This window comes from Geodermatophilus sp. SYSU D00525 (genome assembly GCF_054050475.1).
The window spans coordinates 56,348-74,527 of the sequence record NZ_JBJGZK010000001.1 but is presented as its reverse complement, the minus strand read 5'-3'; the positions used below and the strand labels follow the sequence as shown (position 1 = coordinate 74,527).

16 protein-coding genes are annotated in these 18,180 nt (G+C 78.9%); 11 read left to right on the top strand and 5 right to left on the bottom strand.

Features of this window, described 5'->3' with window-relative positions; genetic code table 11:
- Window positions 1-62 precede the first annotated feature (62 nt).
- The 6 genes from ACI796_RS00345 to ACI796_RS00320 all read left to right on the top strand — a co-directional run bounded on the left by ACI796_RS00345 (window position 63) and on the right by ACI796_RS00320 (window position 5,522).
- Window positions 63-491 carry a hypothetical protein gene (locus tag ACI796_RS00345; protein ID WP_456939257.1) on the top strand — a complete coding sequence of 143 codons (429 nt, stop codon included), beginning with the start codon at window positions 63-65 and terminating at the stop codon, window positions 489-491.
- Between the two features lie 47 nt (window positions 492-538).
- Window positions 539-1,966, top strand: a complete 1,428-nt coding sequence (locus ACI796_RS00340) for a pyridoxal phosphate-dependent decarboxylase family protein (RefSeq protein WP_456939256.1) — start codon at window positions 539-541, stop codon at window positions 1,964-1,966.
- Between the two features lie 98 nt (window positions 1,967-2,064).
- Window positions 2,065-2,541 carry a hypothetical protein gene (locus tag ACI796_RS00335; protein WP_456939255.1) on the top strand — a complete coding sequence of 159 codons (477 nt, stop codon included), beginning with the start codon at window positions 2,065-2,067 and terminating at the stop codon, window positions 2,539-2,541.
- A gap of 7 nt (window positions 2,542-2,548) precedes the next feature.
- Window positions 2,549-2,983: a nitroreductase/quinone reductase family protein gene (locus ACI796_RS00330; protein ID WP_456939254.1), complete on the top strand. Its 435-nt coding sequence runs from the start codon at window positions 2,549-2,551 to the stop codon at window positions 2,981-2,983.
- A 23-nt stretch (window positions 2,984-3,006) separates the two neighbouring features.
- On the top strand, window positions 3,007-4,197 hold the full coding sequence (locus ACI796_RS00325; protein WP_456939253.1) for a hypothetical protein: 1,191 nt from the start codon (window positions 3,007-3,009) through the stop codon (window positions 4,195-4,197).
- Between the two features lie 38 nt (window positions 4,198-4,235).
- On the top strand, window positions 4,236-5,522 hold the full coding sequence (locus tag ACI796_RS00320; RefSeq protein WP_456939252.1) for a wax ester/triacylglycerol synthase domain-containing protein: 1,287 nt from the start codon (window positions 4,236-4,238) through the stop codon (window positions 5,520-5,522).
- On the opposite strand, the gene ACI796_RS00315 is transcribed toward ACI796_RS00320, so the two are convergent.
- The 3 genes from ACI796_RS00315 to ACI796_RS00305 are packed head-to-tail and all read right to left on the bottom strand — an operon-like array spanning window position 5,494 to window position 11,050.
- Window positions 5,494-8,343 (bottom strand): alkaline phosphatase D family protein, encoded by a 2,850-nt coding sequence (locus ACI796_RS00315; protein ID WP_456939251.1) that lies wholly within the window; start codon window positions 8,341-8,343, stop codon window positions 5,494-5,496. The genes ACI796_RS00320 and ACI796_RS00315 overlap by 29 nt on opposite strands.
- Complete coding sequence (locus tag ACI796_RS00310; protein ID WP_456939250.1) at window positions 8,340-10,754, bottom strand: PEP/pyruvate-binding domain-containing protein; 2,415 nt, start codon at window positions 10,752-10,754, stop codon at window positions 8,340-8,342. Before ACI796_RS00310 ends, ACI796_RS00315 begins: the two co-directional genes overlap by 4 nt.
- Entirely contained in the window at window positions 10,751-11,050 is a 300-nt protein-coding gene (locus ACI796_RS00305; RefSeq protein WP_456939249.1) for a hypothetical protein, read from the bottom strand. Before ACI796_RS00305 ends, ACI796_RS00310 begins: the two co-directional genes overlap by 4 nt.
- A 130-nt stretch (window positions 11,051-11,180) precedes the next feature.
- Between ACI796_RS00305 and ACI796_RS00300 the strand changes: the two genes are divergently transcribed.
- Entirely contained in the window at window positions 11,181-11,903 is a 723-nt protein-coding gene (locus ACI796_RS00300) for an ANTAR domain-containing protein (protein WP_456939248.1), read from the top strand.
- Between the two features lie 18 nt (window positions 11,904-11,921).
- On the opposite strand, the gene ACI796_RS00295 is transcribed toward ACI796_RS00300, so the two are convergent.
- Together ACI796_RS00295 and ACI796_RS00290 are read right to left on the bottom strand one after the other, a co-directional pair.
- On the bottom strand, window positions 11,922-12,890 hold the full coding sequence (locus ACI796_RS00295; RefSeq protein WP_456939247.1) for a universal stress protein: 969 nt from the start codon (window positions 12,888-12,890) through the stop codon (window positions 11,922-11,924).
- A gap of 107 nt (window positions 12,891-12,997) precedes the next feature.
- Window positions 12,998-15,406: a phosphoketolase family protein gene (locus tag ACI796_RS00290; protein ID WP_456939246.1), complete on the bottom strand. Its 2,409-nt coding sequence runs from the start codon at window positions 15,404-15,406 to the stop codon at window positions 12,998-13,000.
- Window positions 15,407-15,595: 189 nt separating this feature from the next.
- On the opposite strand from ACI796_RS00290, the gene ACI796_RS00285 reads away from it, so the two are divergent.
- Genes ACI796_RS00285 through ACI796_RS00270 form a run of 4 tightly spaced genes read left to right on the top strand, consistent with a single transcriptional unit; the run spans window position 15,596 to window position 18,180 of the window.
- Entirely contained in the window at window positions 15,596-16,513 is a 918-nt protein-coding gene (locus tag ACI796_RS00285) for a hypothetical protein (protein ID WP_456939245.1), read from the top strand.
- A complete protein-coding gene (locus tag ACI796_RS00280; protein ID WP_456939244.1) occupies window positions 16,494-17,312 on the top strand; it encodes a DUF6544 family protein in 819 nt (272 codons plus the stop codon). The genes ACI796_RS00285 and ACI796_RS00280 overlap by 20 nt, the downstream gene beginning before the upstream one ends.
- A gap of 5 nt (window positions 17,313-17,317) precedes the next feature.
- Entirely contained in the window at window positions 17,318-17,992 is a 675-nt protein-coding gene (locus ACI796_RS00275; RefSeq protein ID WP_456939243.1) for a hypothetical protein, read from the top strand.
- On the top strand, window positions 17,989-18,180 hold the full coding sequence (locus ACI796_RS00270; protein WP_456939242.1) for a hypothetical protein: 192 nt from the start codon (window positions 17,989-17,991) through the stop codon (window positions 18,178-18,180). The genes ACI796_RS00275 and ACI796_RS00270 overlap by 4 nt, the downstream gene beginning before the upstream one ends.

Genomic DNA, 18,180 nt, shown 5'->3' with positions numbered 1-18,180 from the left:
TCCCGCCCCCTGCCGACCTCCGGCCCTGGGGAGGCGGCCCCGGCGTTCCCAGCATCGGGGGCGTGACCGATCTGCGGACCCGCCCGCCGTCGACGGCCGGCCGCCGCGCCGGCGCCGCCGCCACCGTGCTGGCCGACGCGGTGCTCCTGCTGCTGATCCACGTGTGGCCGGGGTGGGACGTCGTGCCCTTCCTCACCGACGAGACGACCCGGGTCCTGCCGTACGTCGACGCCGTGCTCGTCGCCGGGATCGTCGTGGGACTCGTGCAGCTGGCGCGGCCCGGTGGCGGGTCGGTGCCCGCGGGGACGCTGGTGACGACGGTCGTCGGGCTGGTCGCCACGGTGCGCGTGCTGCAGGTCTTCCCGTTCGACCTCGGCCCCGGCTGGGAGGTCACCGTCCGGGTGGTCCTCTGGCTCGGGATCGTCGGCGGGATCGTCGGGACCGTGACCGCGCTCCTCGCCCTGCTCCGCCTGCGCGGGACCCGGCGCTAGGCTGCAGGGACCTCCCGGCGGGACCCGTCCGGTGGCACGATCCCGCCGTGGCCGACCCCGCCGTGGCCGATCTCGCCGCGCTGCTCGCCGACGCGGCCGCCCGCGTGGCGGCCTACCGGGCGCGGGTGCCGGACGCGCCGGTGGCGCCCCCGCCCGACGTCGCCCCCGCGGTGCGGGCGGCCCTCGGGTCGCTGCGCGACGGGCCCACCGACCCCGCCCGGGTGGTCGAGGAGCTCGTCGCGGCGGTGGAGCCGGGCCTCGTGGCCACCACCGGCCCGCGGTACTTCGGGTTCGTGGTCGGCGGCGCGCTGCCGGCCGCCACGGCCGCGGACGTGCTCGCCGTCGGCTGGGACCAGCCGGCGTTCAACGCCGTCACCTCCCCGGCGGCCGCGGCGGTGGAGGAGGTGACCGGCGCCTGGCTCGCGGACCTGCTGGGGCTCCCGGCCGGCGTCTCCGTCGGCTTCGTCACCGGCGGTCAGGCCGCCAACACCGTCGCGCTCGCCGCGGCCCGGCACCGGGTCCTGGCGGACGCCGGGTGGGACGTGGAGCGCGACGGCCTGACCGGCGCGCCGGCCGTGCGGGTGGTCGCCTCCGTCGAGCGGCACGCGACGATCGACCGGGCGCTGCGGCTGCTCGGCCTGGGCTCGGGGGCGGTGGTCCCGGTGGCCGCCGACGGCCAGGGCCGCATCGACGTCGCCGCGCTCGCCGGCGTGCTCGCCGGGCTGCCACCGGGACCCCGGGTGGTCTGTCTGCAGGCCGGCAACGTGAACACCGGGGCCTGCGACGACCTCACCGGCGCCGTCGACGTGGCGCACCGCGCCGCCGCCTGGGTGCACGTCGACGGCGCGTTCGGGCTCTGGGCCGCGGCCTCCCCGTCCACCCGGCACCACGTCGCCGGGCTGGCCGCCGCCGACTCCTGGGCGACCGACGGGCACAAGTGGCTCAACGTCCCCTACGACAGCGGCTACGTCCTGTGCGCCGACCCCGCGGCCCACCGGGCGGCGATGTCGTTCACCGCGGCGTACCTCACGGGGCAGGGGCAGGACGGCGTGCGGTCGCCCAGCGACCTCGTGCCGGAGTCCTCCCGGCGGGCGCGGGGCTTCGCCACCTGGGCGGCGCTGCGGGAGCTGGGGCGCAGCGGCGTCGCCGGGCTGGTCGACCGGTGCTGCGCGCTGGCCCGCCGGTTCGCCGAGCGGGCGGCGGAGCTCGACGGGGTCGAGGTCGCGAACGACGTCGTCCTCAACCAGGTGCTGCTCGGCTTCGGCGACGACGCGGCGACCGACGCGGTGGTCGCGGCGGTGCAGCGGTCGGGCGAGGCCTGGATGGGCGCGACCACCTGGCACGGCCGGCGGCTGGTGCGGGTGTCGGTGTCCAACGCCACGACGACGGGGGCCGACGTCGACCGCGCGGTCGCCGCCGTGTCCGCCGCGTGGGACGGGGTGCGGGCGGCACGAGGTGCTCCGACGGCCCGGTGACCCGGGGTCGGAGGTCCCCGGACCCGGGACCTCCGACCCCGGGGGGTGACCGGGCCGCGGGTGTGACGGTCGACCCGACGACCGACCGGGGAGGACCCATGACCGACAGCACCGCACCGGTGAGCGACAGCACGGCGTTCGGGACGCCCGTGGAACGGGACGGCGCCACGGTGATCACCGCGTCGCGGTCGACCAGCCACACCGCGAGCACCGGTGACCCCCGCACCGGGCGGCGCCCCGCCGCGGAGATGGCCGGCGCCCGGCCGCTGGGCGCGTTCGAGGTGCGCGACGGCCGGGTGCGGTGGCACCCCGTCGTCGACGTCACCCGCGTGGTCACCACCGCCGAGGTCGTGCTCGGTGCGGTCGCGGTGGCGTCCCGTCTCGCGCGGCGGCCGAGCGGGGCCGTCGCGAAGGTGACGATGGGCCCCGGCGGCTGGGTGAGCATGAAGGGCGGCGCGATGGCCGTCCGGCCGGCCCGGCGCCTCTGGCGGCGCACCCGTCCGACGGCGCGCGTCCGGCGGCCGTGGTGGGCCCGGCTGCTCGCCGCCACCGCGCTCGAGCGGCTGGTCGGCTGAGGCCGTCGTGGCGGTCCGCCACCGGGTGCTGGGCCCGGTCGTGCGCGCGCTCGCCCGCGGCCCGGCGCACCGCGTGCTCGGGCAGCACCTCGTCGTCCTCGGCTACACCGGCCGCCGCACCGGCCGGCGGTACGAGCTGCCCGTGATGGTGGCGCCGGCCGGCGACGACCTCGTCGTCCTCGTGGGCGGCGCGGCCGGCAAGACGTGGTGGAAGAACCTCGACGGCGGGCCCCGGCCCGTCAGCGTCCGGCGGGGCGGGCGCGTCCTGGCCTTCCGCGCCCGGCTGCTGCGGCCCGGAACGCCCGGCCGCGAGGACGCCGTCCGCGCCTACCGGGCCGCCTTCCCCCGCGTGGTCGTCCCGCCCGCAGACCCGGTGGTGCTGCTCGAGCCGGTCGTGACCTCCCGCGCCCCGGCCGGGTCGTTCGGCCCTCCCGGCCCCTGACCCGGCCCCGGGAGCCTCGGTCCGTGCCCTCCCCGCCCGCCGCGGCCGGCCCGCCGGTCGTGCTGTCCCTGGACGTCGGCTCGTCCTCGCTCAAGGCCGCCGTCCGCGACCCCGACCTCCGCGTGCACGTGGAGATCGCGGGCCTGCGGGACGGGCCGGGCGGCGAGCCGGCGCACGTCACCGTCACCGGCACCGGCTCCTCCGTCGAGCGCGCCCGGCTGCCCGGCGGCTGGGCCGGCGCGCTGCCCGAGGTCGCCGACGTGCTGGCCCGCCGCGGCCTGCACCCGCACGTCGTCGCCCACCGCGTGGTCCACGGCAGCCGGCTGCTGACCGGGCCGCGCCGCGCCGACCCGGCGCTGGTGGACCGGCTGCGGGCCGAGGCGCACCTGGACCCCCTCCACCTGCCGCGGCAGCTGGCCGTCCTCGACGAGGCCCGCACCTGCTGGCCCGGGGCCGAGGTGGTGCTCGTCCCCGACGACGGGTTCTTCGCCGACCTGCCCGACGAGGCGGTCACCCTGCCGCTCCCGGCCGACGCACGGGCCGCCGGGCTGCGGCGGTGGGGCTTCCACGGACTGGCGGTGCAGAGCGTGGTCGACCTCCTCCCGGGCCTGGGTGGCGCCGTCGTCGTCCACCTGGGCAGCGGCTGCAGCGTGAGCGCGGTGCAGGACGGGCGGCCACGCTCGACCACCATGGCCCTGAGCCCGGCGGGCGGGATCCCGTCGCTGACCCGCAGCGGGGACCTCGACCCGGAGGTGGTGCTGCGGCTGGTCGAGCTCGCCGACGGGTCGGTGCCCGCCGTCCGCGAGCTGCTGCACCGCAGGTCCGGCGTGGCCGGGCTCTCCGGCGGGCGCACCGACGTCCGGGAGCTGCTCGCCGCGGGCGACCGGGCCGCCGACCTCGCCCTCCGGGTCCTCGTCCGGTCGGTCGCGATGGCCGGGGCCGGCGCGGCGACGACGCTGGACACCTGGGACGCCGTCGTGTTCAGCGGGGGCGTCGGCCGGAACTCGGCGGAGCTGCGCGAGCGGGTGTGCGCCCGGCTGCTGCCGCTGCGGCCCGTCCCGGGAACCGGCGGCGCGCCCAGCGAGCGGCTGGCCGGCGCGGGGGTGCGCGTGCTCGCCGTCCCCGTCGACGAGGAGGCGGTGATGGACCGGCTCGCCCGGCGGGTGGTCGCCGCCGTCCCGGGCGGCCGCGGCCTCGCCGTCCCGCAGCGGTGACCGGCCCCGTGCTCCGGGCGAGCGCGGAGGACCTGGGGATGCGCGCGCTCGGCCGCGGTGGCGCGCCCATGCAGTTCGGCGCGCTGCTCGTCCTCGGCCCGGGGAACGGGGTCGGAAGCGGGGACCTGGCCGACGTCGTGGCCGAGCGACTGGGCGGGGTGCGGCGGCTGCGGCAGCGGCTGGTCCGGGTGCCCCCGGGCGCGGGCCGGCCGGTCTGGGTGGACGAGCCGCGCCCGGACCCGGCGGCGCACGTCCGCACCGTGCCGGGCCCCGGGGACACGCAGACGCTGCTCGACCTGGCCACGGAACTGGTAGCCACCCCGCTGCCGGCGGGCCGGCCCGGCTGGGCGGCGGTCGTCGTCCCCGGCCTGCCCGGCTGCCGCAGCGCGGTGGTCGTGGTGCTGTCGCACGTGCTCGCCGACGGGATCGGCGGGCTGGCGCTGCTGGCCTCCCTCGCCGACGGCGGCCCGCCGCCCGATCGCACGCCGCCCCGCCTGCTGCCGCCCTACCGGTCCCTCGCGGCCGACGCCTGGCGCCGCCGCGCCCGGGCCGTGGCCCGGCTGCCGGCGGCGGTCCGGCTGGTGCGGGACGCGGGCTGGTCGGCCGGCGGCCTCCGCCCGGCCCGGGCGGCACCGTGCAGCCTGCTGGCGCGCACCGGACCCCGGCGGCGGACGGCGGCGGTGCAGGTGCCGCTCGAGCCGCTGCGGGCGGCGGCCCACCGGGCCGGCGGCACCGTGAACGACGCGCTGCTCGTCGCGGTCGCGGGCGCGCTCAGCGCCCTGCTGGAGGGCCGCGGCGAGTCGGTCGACCCGGTGGCGGTCACCGTCGTCGTCACCGGGCGGCGGGCGGCCGGGGTCACCGAGCTCGGCAACGCGACCACCCCGCTGGTGGTCGCCGTCCCGGCCGCCGGGGACCCGCAGGAGCGGCTGCGCCGGTTCGCGGGCACGGTCCGGCGGGCCCGCGACGCGGCCACCGGCCCGCCGCTGACCGCGCTGCTCGGGTCGCTGTTCGGGCTGCTCGCCGCGACCGGTGCCTACCGCTGGTGGCTGCGCCACCAGCACCGGTTCCACACCCTGGTCAGCAACGTGCCCGGACCGCCGACCCCGCTGGGCCTCGCCGGGCGGCCGGTCGAGCAGGTGCTGCCGATCGCCTCCGGCGAGGCCGGGAACGTCACCGTCTCCTTCGACGCGCTGTCCTACGCCGGCACCCTGACCGTCACCGCGGTCGCCGACCCCGACCGGGTGCCCGACCTGCCGGTCCTCACCGCGGCGCTGCGCGACCAGCTCGCCGCGCTGGTCACCCCGGCGCCGGCAGCGTCACGCTGAGGGACACCAGCACGTCCCCGCGCCAGTCCCGGCCGGCGAGCTCGACACCGACGGTGTCGCCGCCGTCGTCGGTGACGGTCACGGTCCCGAACTGCCCGGCGCCGGGGAACGCGCCCTCGCTGTACGGCCCGCCCTTGACGCTGCCCGGCGAGTCCAGCGCCGCGGCGTGCAGCAGCGGGAACCCGGCACCGCCGGCGGTGCTGAAGTCGGTGTTGGTGCCGTCGTCGACGGCCACCATGTGCGCGTCCCCGCTGACCATGACGAGGTTCGCGACGTCCGCCGCGGCGAGGGTGTCGGCGATGCGCCGGCGCTCGGCGGCGTACCCGCCCCAGTCGTCGCGGCCGGACTCGTCCGGGGCGACCCAGGGCTCCGGGTTCACCCAGAGCACGGCGGCGTGCGACCGGCTGCCGGTCACCAGCTCCTCCTCGAGCCAGGCCAGCTGTCGCGCGCCCAGCATCGACGTGGCCGTCCGCTCCGACCGGGTGTCGGTCACGACGACCCGCACCCGCCCGACGGTGAAGGCGTGGGCGATGGACCCGCCGCCGCCCTCGGCGAGGACGTGGTGCGGGACGTACGCGCGGTAGGCCGCGCGCGCGGCGTCCCGGGTGGGGGAGCCGGCGTCGGCACTCTCCCCGCCGTAGTCGTGGTCGCTCCACACGTAGTCCACCGGCACCGCCCGGTACAGCGCCGCCTGGGCGGGAGCGGTGAGGACCCGGGTGTAGCGCTCACCGAACGCGGCCGCGTCACCGTCGGCGGGGACGTCGGAGTAGTGCAGGTCGCCCGTGTGCACGAACAGCAGCGGGTCGACGGCGCGGACCGCGTCGAACACCGCGCCGCTGGAGCCGGTGCGCGCACAGGAGGCGACCGCGAGCGTGAACGAGGCCGGCCCCTCCGGCATCGTCGTCAACCGCCCGGTGCCGCGGGAGCCGTCGGGGTCGCCGTCGACCTCGACGGTCCAGCGGTAGGGGGTGGCCGGCGTCAGCCCGTCGACGGACAGCCGCACGACGCCGTCGGCCGACGGGGCCACCGCGGCCGAGCGCACCACGGGCCCGCCGTCCTCGGGCTCGACCACCAGCCGGGCCTCCCGCGCGTCCGGCCGGTCGAGCAGGGCCACGACCCGCGCGCCGCTCGAGGTGACCCCGCCCGACCAGGCCCACTCCACGGACTCGACCGGCAGCGCGAGCGCCGCCGAGCGCGGGTGCAGCGGCCCGAAGAGGCGGTCGTGGACCTCCGCGGCCGCCCCGGTGGTGCCGGCGAGGAGCAGCCCGGTGACCATCGCCAGGGTCACCACCGAGCGCATCGTGCGGCGGTGCTGCCAGGCCAGCCAGAGGCCGACCGCCGGCGCGAGGAACGCCACCCCGATGAGCACGCTGACCCACGGCTGGTAGGTGGTGGCGGCGAAGACGGCCAGCCCGGTGCCGGCGACGGCGGCCAGCACGGCGCCGACGGCCTGCCACCGGCGTGCGACCAGCAGCGCCGCCGCGGCCAGGCCGAGGAGCCCCAGCTGCAGCCACCGGCTGAGGGAGGGCCCGATCGCCGAACCCTCGGGTGCCACCGGCAGGCCCTCGACCAGCGCCAGCGAGGTGAACAGCGTGACCATGCCGAGCAGCCAGCCGCGCGCCAGCCGGCGGACGGCGGTCTCCTCGTCCGGGCGGAGCCGGAGCAGGCCCGGCCCCGCGGCGGTGTCGGCCGGGGCCTCCCACGGGCAGCCGGAGCACCCGCGGTGCCACCGGGTCCGTTCCAGCGCCCACCAGGACGCGAGGACGACGGCGGCGCCGGCCAGCACCCCGGCCACGGCGTCGGAGGGCCACGCGGAGCGGCTGCGCACCACGTCGACGACCACCACCGCCAGCACGGCGGCGGTGACGGCGAGCATCGCCAGGGCCGGCCCGCGGCGCCGGGTGCGGGCGTACACGGCCAGGGGCAGGAAGCCGGCGAGGAGGGTGGCCTGCACGACCGGCGCGCTGGGCAGCGACCCGGTCAGCCCGGCCAGCGGACCGTCCGGCGGGTACGCCCGCTCCAGCCGGTCGGCCACCACGGCCTGCGCTACCAGGACGGCGGCCGTGACGGCCAGCACGCCCAGCGAGAACACGGCGCAGCGCCGGCCGACGAGGCCGACGAGCACGGCCAGGCCGACCGCGACCGGCACGCTGCCCAGCACGTCCCAGGGCAGCAGGGCGTCGCTGCGGCGGCCGACCTCGTCGTCGATCTCGGCCAGCAGCTGCGGCGCCCCGGCGGTGGTGAAGACGAACTGCACCGCGGCGGCGGCGGTGAGCACCGCGGCCCAGCCGAGCAGCAGCACACCGCGGCGGGTGCCGTCGCCGGGCCGCTGCCCGAGGGGCGTGCCGGCCAGCAGCGGGCGCAGCCGGGCCGGCGGGTCGGGCCAGGTGACCAGCGCGACGGCGGCGCAGGTGGCGACCGCGCCCAGCCCGGCGACGAGCAGCAGCAGCAGCGCGTAGAGCCACGCCGTCCCGGCGAACATGCCGGTCTCCGGCGCGTAGTTCTTGGTCGCACCGCGGGCGCCGTAGACGGCGAGTCCGCCCGCGGTGAGGGTCAGGAGCAGGTAGTGCACCCGCGGCCGCAGGCCGGCGGCGAGGGCGGTGTGGGGCGGCGCGCCGGTCCGCACGAACGCCGCGGCGGCGCGGGCGTGCAGCTCGGTCTCGCGGTCGCGGCCGCGCCGGTGCCGGCCGTGCAGCGCGTCCCGGAGCAGGGTGACGCCCGAGATCAGCAGCCCGGCGCCCAGGATCGCCGGCACGAAGATCTGCGCGCGGTCGACGTCGGCGTCGTCCCACCAGTCCTCGCGGACCCGGCGGGGGTTCACGCCGGCTCCCCGTCGGGGTGCAGCAGCACGGTGCCGGTGTCGCCGTCGACGGTGACCGTGCGCCCGTCCAGCACCGCCGCGGCACCGGGCAGGTTGAGCACGGCCGGCAGGCCGAGCTCGCGGGCGACGATCGCCGCGTGCGACAGCGGCCCGCCGCGCTCGACGACGATCGCGCCCGCGCGCAGGAACACCGGGGACCACCCGGCGTCGGTCGCGGCGGCCACGAGCACCTCGCCCTCGGCCAGCAGCTCCGGCCGCGGCTCGGTCAGGACGCGGGCCCGGCCGGTGTGCCGTCCCGGGCTCGCCGCCCAGCCGGACAGGCGGTCGCCGTGGAGCACCGCGGCCGGGGCGGGCGCGGGCACGCCGGTCCAGCGCAGCGGCGGGGGCGGGTCCGCGGCGCGCTGGTCGAGCCACCGGCGGCGGCGGGCCAGCTCGGCCGGCGGCGGGGGAGCGCCGTCCAGCGCCGGGCCCAGCTCGGCGTCGCGCAGCAGGTCGACGTCCTCCGCGCGGGCCAGCACCCCGGCGGCGGTCAGCCGGCGGCCGGCCTCCAGGTGCGCCCGGCGGACCTCGCCGCCGACGGCGAGGACGGCGGCCTTGACGTCCTCCCGCCGGGTCAGCCCCGCGGTGGCGTCGGTGACCTCCCGGCGCAGCACGTGCATCCGGACGTCGACCAGCTGGCCGGTGAGCACGCGCACCCGCCGCCACCGCGGGCGGCTGCGCAGGTCCTCCTCGAGCGCGGCGCGGGCGGCGTCCCGCTCCTCCCGGCGCGAGGGCGGGGCGGGGACGGCCGCCTGCCCGGTCTCGGCCCAGGTCGGGCCGGCGAACACCGACCGGGACGCCGCCGGCGACCGGTCGCGGCCGGTCGCGCCGCCCCCGGTCACCCGCTGGGCCCAGGCCGCCGCGGACTCCTCCCCGAGGTGCCCGGCGAGGCGGGCCTCCAGCTCCCGGTAGGCGGCGACGGCGGCGGAGGCGACGGCGAGCTCGACGGTCGTCGCGCGGGCGCCGAGGTCGACCAGCCGCCGGCGGTAGGCCAGCAGCCCGGCGGCGTCGAGGTCGGCGAGCGCGGGCGGGTCGGCCAGCACGGCGTCGGCAGCACCCAGGACGACGCCGGCCTCGACGGCCGCGCGGCGGCGGGCGGTGCCGGCCCGCAGCTGCAGCCGCGCGGTGCGCCACCACGGGGCCCGCCGTCCCGTCGCGGCACCGGGGACGGCGGCACCGGGGACGGCGGCACCGGGGACGGCGGCACCGGAGACCGGGGCGCCGAGGTACTGCCGCTCCAGCTCGGCCTCCGAGCCGCCGGGCACCGCCCGGGCCGCGGCCCGCATCAGGTCCAGGTCGAGGGCGGCCCGGCCGCGGACCCGGCGCACCAGCTCGTGCGGGCCGGTCCGGTCGGCCGGGAGCCCCCACAGCCTGCCGAGGACCTCGCGCAGTGCCTCCTCGACGAGGAACGAGGCGACGTCCCACACCAGCGGAGGGAGCAGGCCCGGCAGCGTCTCGCCGATGCCCTCGGTGGTGAGCTCGTCGTCGTCGGGAGCGGTGTCGCAGCCGTCGTCGGTACGCGCGGGCCCGGTGGTGATCGGGCGCGCCTGGACCACCCAGGTCCGCGTGCCGTCCCACGCCCACTCGACGTCCTGGGGCCGGCCCTCGTCCCGCTCCACCTGCAGGGCCAGCGCGGTCGCCTCGCGCACCGCGACGGGGAGCGCGGGGTCCGGGTCGCCGCCGCGCGGCAGCAGGAACACCTCCGGGGTGCGCGCGCCGGAGACCAGCGACTCGCCGAGGCCCTGCACCGCCTCCACCCGCACCCGGTCGGGAGCGCCGCCGGGGTCGACGGTGAACACCACGCCGGCCGAGCGGGCGGGCACCATCCGCATGAGCACCGCGGGCATCGCCACGTCCCCGTCGGGGATGCCCCACGCCCGCCGGTAGGCGACCGGGGCGGGGTGCCACAGCGAGGCCCACGTGAGCCGGACGGCGTCGAGGACCGCCTCCGGGTCGACGTCGAGCGACGAGCGGTACTGGCCGGCGAACGAGGCCGCGGCCATGTCCTCGACCGTCGCCGACGAGCGCACCGCCAGGGGACGGCCGGCCGCGACCTCGCGCGCGGCGGCGACGACGGCGGCGGCCAGCGCGGGCGGCACCGGCACGGCGCGGAAGGCGGCGTCGACCTCGGCGGCCGGTACCGGCGCCCCGCCGCGCAGGGTGGTGAGGAACGCGGCCAGCCCGGGGTCGGCGGCCACGGTGCGGTAGGCGTCCGCGGTCACCACCGCGGTCGGCGGGACGGGGGTGCCGCGCTGCACGAGGCGGTCCAGCGACGCGCCCTTGCCGCCCAGCTGGCCGGGCGGGGCGGGCGTGCCGGCGGTGAGCCGGAGGACGGCGGTCGCGGCCGGCGCCCGGCCCGTCGCGGTGGTCACGACCGCTCGGCCGGTGTCCCGGTCAGGCCGGCCCGGTAGGCGGCGACGCAGCGGTCGGCCAGGCGCTCCACCGGCTCACCGGTCGCCGCCGCCTGCCGGTGCAGCCAGCCCGCGAGGTCCGGCCGCAGCGCGACCGCCGAGCGGCCGCGGGCGCGGGCCGCGAGCGCGGCCAGCTGCACGAGCGCCACGGCGCCCAGCAGCAGGAGCAGGTCGCCGTCGGAGTCGCGCAGCGCGTCGACGATCGCGACCACGACGCCGAGCAGCGCGACGAGCTGGAGGACGACGGTCCGGGGCACGCGCCGAGCCTGCGCTCCTCGGCACCGCGGGCGCGGCGGCTGACCGGCCCTGCCTGCCGGGACGTTCGGCACTGCGGCCGCGACCGCCGGGCGCGTGGACTGGGCCTCCTCCGACGGACGGAGGGACCCGATGCCCGCCGACGACGGCCCGCGCGAGCGGCACGGTCTCCAGGACGCCCTCCTGGAGCTCAGCCGTGTCGAGCTGGACCCCTCGTCGCTCGCCGCGACGCTGACCCGGGTCGCGGAGCTGGCCGCCGCGGCCCTCGCCGGGACCGCGGAGGCCTCGGTGACGCTGGTGCGCTCGGCCGGCGCCGTCACCGTCGGCGTGACCGGGCCGGTCGCGGCCGAGCTGGACGAGCGGCAGTACGACGCCGGTTTCGGCCCCTGCACGGACGCGGCCACGAGCGGGGTCACGGTCACGATCCCGGACACCGCCACCGAGGAGGGCTACCGCGACTTCGCCGCGCTGGCCCGCCGCCACGGCGTCACGGGGGTCCTGTCGGTCGGGATGCCGCTCGACCACCGGGTGGTCGGCTCGCTCAACCTCTACCGCACCGACGGCGGGGCGTCCGACGACGCGGCGCTCGAGGCGGCGCAGACCTTCGCGCGGTTCGCCGCGGGCGCCGTCGACCACGCCGCGGCCTACGCCGGAGCCGAGGAGCTGGGCCGCCACCTGCGCCGGGCGATGCAGTCGCGGGCGGTCGTCGAGCAGGCGAAGGGCGTGCTCATGGCCCAGCACGGCTGCACCGCGGACGAGGCGTTCACGATGCTCGCCCGCGAGTCGCAGCACCGGAACCGCAAGCTGCGCGTCGTCGCCGCCGAGCTCGTCGCCGCCGTCCAGCGGAGCCGCTGAGCCCGGCCGGCCGCCCGCTCAGCCGGCGGCGTCCGCCCCGGCCGGCGGGAGGGGCAGCGGCACCACGAGCACCGGGCAGCCGGCGGAGTGCACCACCGCGGAGGTGACCGGGCGCAGCGGCCGGCCCAGCGGCCCGTGCCGCCGGTGCCCGACCACCAGCAGCTCCGCGGTGAGCGCCGCGGCCAGGAGGGTCTCGGCCGCGCGGCCCTGGCGGACCACCGCGCGGAGGGGCACGTCCGGCCACTGGTCGCGGACCGCTCCCGCGCGGGCCAGCAGGTCGTCGAGGAGGGCCTCGGCCCGGTGCTGCGCGGCCGCGTCGTCGACCAGGCGCTCGGCGGCGGACAGCGGGAGCACGGACCCGCGCGCCCACGTGTGCACGGCCACCACGCCGGTGCCGCGTGGCGCCGCCGCCCGCAGCGCCTCGACGAGCACCGCCTCGGTCCCGGGCCCGGCGTCGAGCCCGGCGACCACGCCGCTGCGCTCACCGGACCGGCCGGTGCGGACCGGGACGACGGCGACCGGGCAGGGCGCCGCGCGGAGGACGGCGGCCGCGGTGGGTCCCAGCGGGTCACGGGCGCTGCCCGAGCCGGAGGCGCCCAGGCACAGCAGCTGGGCGCCGGTCGCGGCGTCGCGCAGGACGCCGACCGCGTCGCCGTCGACCAGCAGGGGGGCGATCGTCAGCCCGGGGTGGGCACGGCGCAGCTCCGCCGCGGTGGCGTCGAGCACCAGGCCGCACGCGGTGCGGAGCACCTCGACGGCGTCGACCACCTCGTCCGGCGGGCGGGTCCGGCCGCCGGGGCCGGGGACGGCGAGCACCAGCCGCAGCGTCGTCCGGCGGCCGGCCGCCTCCTGCGCGGCCAGCCGCGCCGCCCGGAGCCCGCCCCGCGACCCGTCGACCCCGGCCACCACGGGGCGGACGTCGGCGCCGCCCCGCGGGGGCGCGTCCGGCGTCGTCACCGCAGGGGGCGGCTCGGGCACGGAGGTCACGGGTCCTCCCGTCGGCGCCGTCGTCCGGACGCCCCACCCTGGGCCGGACAGCCCTGCCGACACCGGTGCCGCAGGTCCCCCCGGCGCGGGACCTGCGGCACCCGTGGTCAGGTCGCGGGCGACCAGGTCCAGTCGCGCACCTCGGGCAGGTCCTCGAGCGCCTCGACGACGTGCTCGCGGTGCCGGAGCAGCTGCTCGCGGCACAGCCGGGCCAGCGCGTCGCCGCCCTCGGGCACCCGGCGGGAGCGGCGCAGCGCCTCCAGCACGAGGTCGTAGCGGCTCATGCGGTTGAGCACGACCATGTCGAACGGCGTCGTCGTGGTGCCGTGCTCGGTGAAGCCGCGGACGTGGAACCGGTCGACGTCGGGCCGGCCGTGCAGCAGCGGGTGGATCGCCCGCGGGTGCCCGTGGAAGGCGACGACGACGTCGACGGTGTCGGTGAACAGGTCGGCGAACCGCTCGGGGGAGAGGGCCGCGGGGTGCTCCCCGGGCGGGAGCAGGCCGAGCAGGTCCACCACGCTCACCACGCGCACCCGCAGGTGCGGCACGTGCTCCCGCAGGAGCTGGGCGGCGGCCAGGACCTCCTGCGTCGGCACGTCGCCGATGGCGCAGAGGACGACGTCGGGCATGTCGGTGCGCACCCGGTCGGGCTCCTCGGTGCCGGCCCACTCCCAGACGGCACCGCCGGCCGAGACGAGCGTGCGCGCCTGCTCGAGGTCCAGGTACTGCAGGTGCCGCTGCTTGTCGACGACGACCAGGTTCACCCTGTCGCGGCTGCCCAGGCACTCCTCGGCGACGACCAGCGTGCTGTTGGCGTCCGGCGGGAACCAGATCCGGGTGACGTCGGGGGACAGCGGCGCGACGGTGTCGATGAGGCCCGGCCCCTGGTGGGAGAAGCCGTTGTGGTCGTTCCGCCACGTCGTGCTGGTCAGCAGCACGGTCAGCGACGGCACCGGCGGGCGGCCCGGCTCGAGCGCCGACTGCTGCAGCCACTTCGCGTGCTGCACCACCATCGAGGCGCTGACCATCGCGAACGCCTCGTACGTGGCGAACAGCCCGTGCCGGCCGGTGAGCGTGTAGCCCTCGAGCCAGCCCTCGCACAGGTGCTCGCTGAGCACCTCCATCACCCGCCCGTGCGGGCCCAGCGCCTCGTCGCCGGGCAGCACCGGCAGCTGGGTGCACCGCTCGGTGACCTCGAAGACGGCGCCCAGCCGGTTGCTCACCGTCTCGTCGGGCGAGAACAGCCGGAAGTCGCCGCCGCCGTCGGCCCGGGCGGTGCGGACGAACAGGTCCCGCAGGTACGTGCCGAGCGGGCGGGTGGTCTCGTGGTGCAGCACGCCGGGGGAGGCGACGGGCAGCGCGTGGTCGGCGAGGTCGGGCAGCGGCAGCGGCCGGACCCGGTACCGCGGCCCGCCGGCGCGGGGGGAGGCGGAGATGCGCAGGTCGCCCGGCGGGGTCAGCGCGGCGAGCTCGGGCACCAGCCGGCCGTCGGCGTCGAAGCACTCGTCGGCCCGGTAGGAGCGCAGCCAGGCCTCCAGCTGGGCGAGGTGCTCGGGGTTCTCCCGCACGCCGGCCAGCGGCACCTGGTGCGAGCGCCACGTGCCCTCGACCGGCACGCCGTCGACCGTGCGCGGCCCGGTCCAGCCCTTGGGGGTCCGCAGGACGACGGCCGGCCAGCGCGGCACCCCCTGCTCCTGCCCGGAGCGGGCGGCGTCCTGGACCGCCCGGATGCGGGCGTGCGCGTCGGCCAGGACGGCGTCGAGGTCGGCGAAGACGCGAGCGGGGTCGTCGCCGGCGACGACGACGGGGTCCCAGCCCTGGCTGCGCAGGTAGCCGCACACGTCGTCGTCGGAGGAGCGGCCGAGGACGGTCGGCCCGGAGATCTTCCAGCCGTTGACGTGCAGCACCGGCAGCACGGCGCCGTCGCGGCGCGGGTCGAGGAAGGCCGGCAGCCGCCAGGAGGCGGCCAGCGGTCCGGTCTCGGCCTCGCCGTCGCCGATGACACAGGCCACCAGCAGGTCCGGGTCGTCGAAGGCGGCGCCGGCCGCGTGCAGCAGCGCGTAGCCCAGCTCCCCGCCCTCGTGGATGCTGCCCGGGATGTGCGGCCCGGCGTGGCTGCTGACGCCGCCCGGTGTCGAGAACTGCCGCACCAGCCGGGTGAGCCCGGCGAGGTCCTGCGACACCTCGGGGTGGACCTCGCTGTAGGTGCCGTCGAGGTAGGCACCCGCGAGCACGGCGGGGCCGCCGTGCCCCGGGCCGGTCACCACCAGGACCTGCTGGCCGGTGCGGCGGATCAGCCGGTTGAGCAGCGCGTGCAGCATGGTCAGACCCGGGCTGGTGCCCCAGTGGCCCAGCAGGCGCGGCTTGACGTGCTCCGGCCGCAGCGGCTCGCGCAGCAGCGGGTTGGCCCGCAGGTAGATCTGCGCGGCGGTCAGGTGGTCGGCCGCGGCCCACCAGCGCAGGTCGAGGGCGAGGTCCTCGGCGGAGGCGGGGGCCGGGACGTCGAGCGCGGTCATGGGGAGCCTCTCCGGTCGGCGGGATCCCCCCGATCCTCGGGACCGCCGGGCGCCGGCGCGGGGGACCTACGTCCCGACTCCGGGTGCCCTTCGCTCCGACCCACCCCGGTCCGCGCCTCCCTAGCGTCGGCCTCCTCCCACACCGGCCCCGCGACGACGACCGGGCCCCGCGACGACGAGGAGCGCGCCGTGAGGACGAGACTGCGCCGGCTGCCCGGGCTGGTCGCGGCCCTCGCCGCCGTGACCGCCGCGACCGGGCTGGTCCGGCGCCCCACCGGGGAACCGGTGCGGGTGGTCACCCCGCGGGGGCAGCCCGCCGAGCTGGCGGGCAGCGGGCTGTACGCCCACGACACCGTCTTCACCGCGGCCGGCAACACCGCCGTCGACGCCGTCGTGCTGGCGTTCGGGGTGCCGCTGGTGCTCACCGCCTGGCAGCAGCACCGGAGGGAGTCGGCGCGAGGGTCGCTCCTGCTCACCGGCGCCCTCGGGTACCTGCTCTACGTCTACGCCAACTACGCCCTGGGCGTCGCCTACAACCCGCTGTTCCTGGCCTATGTGACGCTGGTGGCGACGGGCCTGGCCGGCTTCCTGTCGGCCCTCGTGGGCACCGACCGGGCGGCTCTGCGCGCGCTGGCCGCGGACCCCCGGGTGCCGCACCGCGCCCTGTCGCGGTTCCTGCTGGCCGCGGCCGCGGTGACCGCCGTCGTCTGGACCTCGCCGCTGGTCACCGCGCTGCTGACCGGGGGGCCGCCGGAGCTGCTCGACGTCTACACGACGCCGGTGACCTCCGCGCTCGACCTGGCGGTCGTCGCGCCGGCCGCGGCGCTGGCCGGCCTGCTGGTCCGCCGCCGCGACCCGTGGGGTCACCTGCTGGCCGTCCCCCTGCTCGTCCTGATCGTGCTGCTGCTGCCCACCATCGCGCTGAGCACCGCCCTGCAGGCCGCGGCCGGGGTCTCCTTCACCCCGCCGCAGGTCGCCGGCCCGATCGCGGGCTTCGGCGTCCTCGGCGCCGTCGGGGCGTGGCTGCTCACCCGGCTGCTGCGCGCCGTGCCCGCCGCCCGTCCCGTCCCCCCGAGCGAGGTGCCGCATGGGCACGTCCACGTCTGACCGGCCGCGGACGACGGCCCGCCCGCCGTCCGCCTTCACCCGGCGGGTCGCCGCCGCGGGCCTGCGCGCCGGGCCGGTGGACCCCGCGCCGGTGACCCAGGACGACCTCGCCGGCCTGCCGTCCGCCGCGGTCCGCTACCTGGAGGCGATGGGCGTGCTCGGCCGGCCGCGCCCCCGGTCGTTGCGGGCCCACTTCACCGGCAGGTTCCGGCTGCGGCCCGGGGGGTCGTGGATGCCCGCCGACTCGTGGCAGGTCAACACCGCGGCCGAGGTGGCCCGCCTGTACCGGATGCGGCTGCTGGTCGGGGGTGTCGTGCCGATGTGGGGCTGGGACACCTATCGCGCGGGCCACGGGCGGATGCTCGGCAAGGCGCTCGGCCTGGTGACCGTGGCCGACGGGTCGGGGCCGGCGTTCGACGCCGGGGAGCTCGTCACCTGGCTGAACGACGCCGTCCTGCTGGCCCCGGCGATGCTGCTGCACCCCCGCACCGGGTGGGAGGACCGCGGCGAGGACCGGTTCGTCGTCTCGGTGACCGACGCCGGGCGCACCGTCAGCGCGGTGGTGGCCCTCGACGGGTCCGGCCGGCCCCTGGACTTCCGGACCGAGGACCGCTGGGCCGACCTGCCCGGCGGTCCGGTGCGGACGCCGTGGACCACCCCCGTGACCGGGTGGACGGTCCGGGGAGGCCGGCCCACCCCGACCGCCGTCTCGGCCGTCTGGCACCGACCCGAGGGGGACCACCGCTACGGCGAGATGGCCCTCGCCGACCTCGACCTCGACCTCCTGCCGGGGAGGTGAGGACCGTGCTGCGCGGCCTCCTGCTGGCCGGCGCCGGGGCCGCCGGCCTGGACCACGTGCACCGCCACCGCGACTGGGGCGCCACGCCCGGCGAGGTGGCCGGCGTCCTGCCCGGCGACGAGCTCGTCCCCGGGCCGGCCGAGCAGACCACCCTGGGGGTGTCCGTCGCCGCGCCCGCCGAGGAGGTCTGGGCGTGGCTGGTCCAGATGGGGCAGGGCCGCGGCGGCATGTACAGCTACGACTGGCTCGAGAACCTCATCGGCCTGGACATCCACACCGCCGACGAGGTCCGCGAGGAGTGGCAGCACCTCGCCGTCGGCGACCGGGTCGTCGTCGTGCCCGAGGGCTGGGGGCCGCTGCCGGACGGCTACGCCTTCCGGGTCGCGCGGGTCGACCCGCCCCGGACGCTGGTCCTCCGCCAGGCGCCGCCGGAGCACCCGTGGAACGGCGTCTGGTCCTTCCACGTGGTGCGGGAGGCCGCGGGCGGCTGCCGGCTGTTGGCCCGCTCGCGCACCGAGACCGACCCCCGGGTGGGCGCCCGGCTCGCCGGCCGGGTGGTGGAGCCGGTCACGCTGGTGATGACCCGGCGGATGCTGCACGGCATCCGCGACCGGGCCGAGCGCCGCGCCCGCCGTCCCCTCGCGGCGCTGCCCGCCAGGGACGGGACGGGTGCGCCGTGACGACGCCCCGGGGCCGCCACAAGCCCCTGACCTGCCTGGTGGGCCTGCACGACTGGACGCGCCGCCACCCGCCGGACGAGCGCTACGAGGGCCCCGACCAGCAGGTGTGCCGTCGCTGCGGCCGCATGAGGGGACCGTGGGACGTGCCGCCGGCCGCCTTCGGCCCACCCGGGGGCGGCGTGGCCTGA

Excerpts from the sequence above, each read along its gene's own strand:
- ACI796_RS00335 (WP_456939255.1), top strand. The coding sequence starts at position 2,065 with ATGACCGACAGCACCGCACCGGTGAGCGACAGCACGGCGTTCGGGACG.
- ACI796_RS00320 (WP_456939252.1), top strand. The coding sequence starts at position 4,236 with ATGCGCGCGCTCGGCCGCGGTGGCGCGCCCATGCAGTTCGGCGCGCTG.
- ACI796_RS00280 (WP_456939244.1), top strand. The coding sequence starts at position 16,494 with ATGGGCACGTCCACGTCTGACCGGCCGCGGACGACGGCCCGCCCGCCG.
- ACI796_RS00300 (WP_456939248.1), top strand. The coding sequence starts at position 11,181 with ATGCCCGCCGACGACGGCCCGCGCGAGCGGCACGGTCTCCAGGACGCC.
- ACI796_RS00290 (WP_456939246.1), bottom strand. The coding sequence starts at position 15,406 with ATGACCGCGCTCGACGTCCCGGCCCCCGCCTCCGCCGAGGACCTCGCC.